The following is a 3,661-nucleotide window of genomic DNA, read 5'->3' on the forward strand; positions in this document are numbered from 1 at the left end:
CGGCGTCCTGAGCGCCGGCAACCCGGCCGGCCACGCCGCCGTCCCGGCCGCGGCGCAGGCCGTGGACACCTCGCACCCGACCCGCACGATAGGCAACGGCACGGCCGCGAGCTGCACATCGGCCGCCGTGGTGGCAGCCGTCGCGGCGGGCGGTGTCATCACCTTCTCCTGCGGCCCCCAGCCGGTCGTGATCACCATGAACGCCACCGCCAAGGTGCGCAACGCCAGCGCCCGGGTGGTCCTGGACGGCGGCGGCAAGGTGACGCTCAGCGGCGGCGGGCAGCGGCGGATCCTCTACATGGACACCTGCGACCAGGCCCAGGGCTGGACCACCTCGCACTGCCAGGACCAGAGCGAACCCGAACTCACCGTGCAGAACATCACGTTCGCCGACGGCAACTCCACCGGCGACACGGCCGAGGGCGGCGGCGGGGGCGCCGTCCTGGTCCGCGGCGGGCGGTTCAAGGCCGTCAACTCCCGCTTCGTGCGCAACCGCTGCGACACCACCGGGCCGGACCTCGGCGGCGCGGCGATCCGCGTGCTGGACCAGTACCAGGACCAGCCCGTCTACATCACCGACAGCACCTTCGGCGGCGCGCCCGGGCAGGGCGGCTCCTGCTCCAACGGCGGGGCGCTCAGCAGTATCGGCGTGTCCTGGGTGGTGCTCAACAGCGTGCTGACCTACAACTCCGCGATCGGCAACGGCGCGAACCCGGCCCGCGGCGGCACTCCCGGCGGCGGCAGCGGCGGCGCGATCTACACCGACGGCAACCAGTACACCGTCCGGGTCGACGGCTCGGTCATCAGCCACAACGACGCCAAGGAGGGCGGCGGCGCCCTCTTCTTCGTCAGCAACGACCACACCGGCACGCTGACCATCCAGTCCTCGACCCTGCATGCCGACCCGAGCCACGGCTTCGCCACCGCGGGCTTCCCCGGCATCTTCTTCATCGGCGCCGGACAGCCGAACGTGACCGGTTCCTCGCTGGGCTGAGCCGGCCCGCGGTGTCAGGGTGTGGGGATGCCGGCCGGCCGGTGCGGCCGGCCGAACCGCACTGGCACGCCGGGGGAGTAGAGCACACTCACCGGGTCGCCGAGCGGTCCGCCGATGCCGGCCGCCGCGACCAGGTCCTCGTCCAGCGTGAGGAGTTCGGCCCGGTGCAGCGGCCACCGGGGATGGGCGTTGGGGACGTACACCGAGCGGCCCAGCAGCGCGTTGTGCATGCCCCAGCGGGCGGTCAGGAAGTGCTCCAGCTCCGTCGGCCGCGCGAGCGGTTCGCCGATCCGCAGCGAGATCCGGGAGTGCGCGCCGCGCGGGCCCGGCCAGCGGCGGGTGCCCGCGTAGGTGACGACGTCCCGTTCGCGCCGGATCGACATCCGCGACCACACGTACGGCAGCCGGAAGACGCCCCGCCCGACGGCCACCGGGATCAGCCGGGCCGCGTCCAGGGACCGGAACACCACACCGCGCCGCCCCTGGCGGTCGACGGAGTACAGGCGCACGTTCGTCTCCGGGAAGGTGCCCAGGTACGGCACCCCGGGCAGCCGGAACCAGCCCACCCGGTGCATGCGGAAGGCGACCAGGCCCACGTAGGTGACCCCGTCCAGCGTGTCCGGCCGCACTCCCGGCGGCAGCAGCCCGGCCACCCGCGACGGCTCCACCGGCCAGTGCACGAAGGCCAGGTCGAGCCACCACTGCGTCATCAGCGGCCGCACCACCACACCGGCCGGCGCGTCGACGGCGATGGGGCCGGGATCAGGAGCGGGCATGCGGCCAGCATTCCCCATCCGCGCCGGTCCGACGAGACCGGCAAGCTGCTTGCCCAGGCGGACTGGGCAAGCAGCTTGTACAAGTAATCTGCCCAAGAAGCTTGTCGATTTGCTAGGCTTCGGGCATGAGCGGAAACGAGGGATCCCCGGACACGGCGGTGTCCGCGCGCCGGCTGAGCATCGCGATCACCCGGCTGCGGTCGCGGCTGCGGGCGGAGGCCGGCCTGCACGCCACCGGCCTGTCGATCTCGCAGCTGGCCGTACTCCAGCAAGTGGTGGACGACGGCCCGGTCACCGCGGCCTACCTGGCCGCGGCCCAGCACGTGAGCCCGCAGTCGATCGCCCAGAATCTGGCCGTCCTCAAGGACGAGGGCCTGGTGCGGGCCGGCCGCGATCCCCAGGACGGCCGGAAGATCCTCATCACCGCCGCCGACTCCGGCCGCCGGCTCCTCACCACCCTGCAGACCTCCCGCAAGGTGTTCCTGGCCGGCGCGATCGACGCCCTGGTGCCGTCCGAGGAGCGGCCGGACCTGGACAAGGCCATCGAACTGCTGGAACGCCTGGCGGCGGCCGACCTCGGCGACCGGCGGGACGGCACCGCGTGAAGCACCCCGTCCGGCGCCCGGCCGAGCTCCCGGCGGGGCGTCCCGGCACCTCCGGCATACGGCCCCGCCCGCCCGGGCGCGACGTCTCGGCCGGCGCTGATCCGTTCGGGTGGGCCTTCGTCACGCCCCTGTTCATGGGCTCCGCGCTCAACCCGGTCAACAGCTCCCTCATCGCCACCGCCCTGGTGCCGATCGCCGCGGCCCTGCACGTGTCGGTGGGCAGCACCGCGGTGCTGGTGTCCGCCCTCTACCTGGCCAGCGCCGTCGCCCAGCCGACCGCCGGCAAGCTCGCCGAGGAGTTCGGACCGCGCCGGGTCTTCCTCACCGGCATCGTGCTCGTCCTGCTCGGCGGCGTCCTCGGCGGGCTGGGCCAGAGCCTGGCCGCGCTGATCGCGGCGCGGGTGCTGATCGGCGTCGGCACCTCGGCCGGCTACCCCTCGGCCATGCTGCTGATCCGCCGCCGTGCCGCGTCGGCCGGGATGAGCGCGCCACCCGGGGGAGTGCTCGGCGGACTGGCCGTCGCCGGTATGGCCACCGTCGCCGTCGGACCGCCGATCGGCGGGCTGCTCGTCGGGGCGCTCAGCTGGCGGGCCGCCTTCCTGATCAACATCCCGCTCGCCCTGGCCGCGCTGGCGATGACCGCGTACGGGATCCCCCGCGACGATCCGCCGGCCGGCCGCCGCACCGCCCGCGAGGTGGCCGCCCGCCTCGACGTGGCCGGCATCGCCGGTTTCGCCGGGGCGATGACCGCCCTGCTGGTCTTCCTGATGGCGCTGCCGCACCCGAACTGGACCGCCCTGGCGGTGTCCCTCGCGCTGGGAGCCGTTCTGACCGGCTGGGAGCGCCGCACCCCCACCCCGTTCTTCGACGTGCGCCAACTGGTGTCCAACGGCCCCCTGACCCGCACCTACCTGCGCGCCGCGCTGACCCTGCTGGGCGTGTACACGGTGATGTACGGCCTCACCCAGTGGCTGCAGGCCGCCCGCGGCATGTCGTCCGTGCAGGCCGGCCTCTTCCTGCTGCCGATGGGCGCGGTGTCCGCGCTGGTCTCGCGCCCGGTGTCCCGGCGCAATCTGGTCCGCGGCCCGCTGGTCACCGCCGCCGCCACGATGCTCGTCGCCTCGACCGGCATCCTGCTGCTGACCACCCGCAGCCCCGCGGTGCTGATCGTGGGCGTGAGCCTGGTCTTCGGCATCACCGTCGGCACCCAGTCGGTCGGCAATCAGACCGCCCTCTACACCCAGGCCCCCGCCGACCAGTTCGGCACCGCGTCCGGACTGTTCCGG

The 3,661-nt window shown here is 73.8% G+C and carries 3 protein-coding genes and 1 pseudogene; 3 read left to right on the top strand and 1 reads right to left on the bottom strand.

Annotated features, from left to right (window positions below):
* Window positions 1–994, top strand: a pseudogene (locus tag GA0115240_RS08655) (hypothetical protein); the annotation flags it as partial.
* Window positions 995–1,008: 14 nt separating this feature from the next.
* Here GA0115240_RS08655 and GA0115240_RS08660 read toward each other — a convergent pair.
* Entirely contained in the window at window positions 1,009–1,770 is a 762-nt protein-coding gene (locus tag GA0115240_RS08660; protein ID WP_093736069.1) for a YqjF family protein, read from the bottom strand.
* A gap of 125 nt (window positions 1,771–1,895) precedes the next feature.
* Here GA0115240_RS08660 and GA0115240_RS08665 point away from each other — a divergent pair, with 125 nt between their 5' ends.
* Complete coding sequence (locus GA0115240_RS08665) at window positions 1,896–2,375, top strand: MarR family winged helix-turn-helix transcriptional regulator (RefSeq protein ID WP_093736070.1); 480 nt, start codon at window positions 1,896–1,898, stop codon at window positions 2,373–2,375.
* Window positions 2,372–3,661 (top strand): MFS transporter (locus GA0115240_RS08670; protein ID WP_256069614.1); only part of this gene is annotated, 1,290 nt, incomplete at its 3' end. The genes GA0115240_RS08665 and GA0115240_RS08670, both read left to right, overlap by 4 nt.

This window comes from Streptomyces sp. DvalAA-14 (assembly GCF_900091855.1).
Lineage (GTDB): Bacteria > Actinomycetota > Actinomycetes > Streptomycetales > Streptomycetaceae > Actinacidiphila.

Coding starts and splice junctions, on each gene's coding strand:
- GA0115240_RS08665 (WP_093736070.1), top strand. CDS start 1,896: ATGAGCGGAAACGAGGGATCCCCGGACACGGCGGTGTCCGCGCGCCGG.
- GA0115240_RS08660 (WP_093736069.1), bottom strand. CDS start 1,770: ATGCCCGCTCCTGATCCCGGCCCCATCGCCGTCGACGCGCCGGCCGGT.